Genomic DNA, 1681 nt, shown 5'->3' with positions numbered 1-1681 from the left:
GACCAACTGACACAGTCTGTGCCTCAGCTGCGAAAGCAAAGCCCAAGGCTGCTGCAACTGTCAATAAGTACTTGTTTTTCATGAATATTATATTGTTTTATTTTATGAAACAATATTCATAAACAAATAATGTATTTCCAATATTATATATGCTATTTTTTGAAAAATACCCAGAAGTGGGTAATATTTCATCGTGCAAAATAGCATTTGGTATTGCTTTAGAACTGCAATGAATAAATGTATCATCACGTGCATGATGTAAAGGAGGAGAGAGCAATTAGTTGATTACATGGATTGTGGGAGGGGGACAGCCTACAAAGCAGCAAAATTCACCTTACCCAAGTGCCCGCCTCGTGCTGTACATATAGAAGAGGTCTTATCGCAACCACTTCTGAGTCTTCCAGGTGATTCTGAAGCTTTACCTAACCTCTCACATGCCTGGCCCGCTGTCCTGTAGATGTGGTATTTATAAGATTCGTAAAAAATTGATTTAAACACTATACCACCCCTGCTTTGACAGCAAAGGAAATCAGTGCCGGAGTACTTTTGCAACCGGTTTTGTGCAGCATGTTCTTGCGGTGCGTCTGCACCGTGCTCGTGCTTATGAAAAGCTTCTTGCCAATTTCTTCGCTGTTGTAGCCCTGGACGAGTAAGAGCAGTACATCTCTTTCCCTTGCAGAAAGTAAAGTATGAGCGGGAAACCGGACTTTCTCAACAGTAACGTTCGTATAGGAAGGCTCCCCGTTGAGCCCGATAAACGAGAGCACGGGAGCGCCTTCCTGCTTCAGATGAGAAATATCCGTGTGGATGCCGAGGGTGCGTAAAACATGCCCCTGCTCGTCAAACTGTATGGTGACCACCTGCTGCAGAATGCGGATATAGTCACCGTTCTTCTTCCTGATGCGGTAGTCATAGCGGACCTTGTAGTTCGGTATTTGCTCCAAGGTCAACCCGGAGAAGAACTCCCCCACTTTTTTTTCGCAAGACAGAAACCAGCGCTGATCTTCCGGATGTATGATGCTTAGTATAAAAGGAAGGTCCACTTCATCATGCGCATACCCTAGCACGGAGGTCACCTCTGCACTCATCAGCTCGAAGGCAAAGGCTCTAACATTGAGTATAAAATAGTAGTACTCCCCTACCTGAAAGAAGGAAAGAAGCTTTTTATGCAGGTCCAGCTCAAATCTGGAGTCCTCTGCAGTAACGGCTCTTCCATTCCCGTTCCTCTCTGAGATTACTTTCCAGATTCTTTGCGCTTGTTCATGTATAACTGGTTCCATTGTCTCTTAGCTTTTATGTGCAAGCCGCATTTCTTTAGTGGTTTGCATGCTGCAAGTGCATCTACTAATAGTGGCGGTTAGAAAGTTGACAAAAACCATATACGAACATTGTGAAAATGAGGCTCTTCCTGAAACCTAAGCTTCCAACTCTTGCCTAGGAGAAGCCAATGAACAGACCTGCCATTTCCTATTGGCAGGATGAAGAATTTTGCGCACGAAGTGTCCCAGCAAACGTGAAGATTTTGAGAAGGCTTATAGGGTGTCTTCTATTTTGACCGTTCAAGCCGAGCAATGCTTAGTGCTGCGGTTGTTGCTCTTTTGTTGCGGTTGTTGGTTTTTTGTTGCTGGCATGTTGCTGCGGCTTATTTTTAGCTATTAAAAGGCACTTCTGGGCCTTTTAA

At 44.2% G+C, this 1681-nt stretch carries 1 protein-coding gene; it reads right to left on the bottom strand.

The annotated features are described in order from the left end of the window. Nucleotides 1-497: 497 nt before the first annotated feature. On the bottom strand, nucleotides 498-1280 hold the full coding sequence (locus ACFS7Z_RS27160) for a LuxR C-terminal-related transcriptional regulator (RefSeq protein ID WP_377492601.1): 783 nt from the start codon (nucleotides 1278-1280) through the stop codon (nucleotides 498-500). Nucleotides 1281-1681 lie beyond the last annotated feature (401 nt).

The organism is Pontibacter toksunensis, from assembly GCF_042686245.1.
In the GTDB taxonomy this organism is placed as follows: domain Bacteria; phylum Bacteroidota; class Bacteroidia; order Cytophagales; family Hymenobacteraceae; genus Pontibacter; species Pontibacter toksunensis.
Note: the sequence above shows the minus strand (reverse complement) of the source record. Positions and strands in the feature narration are given on the sequence as shown.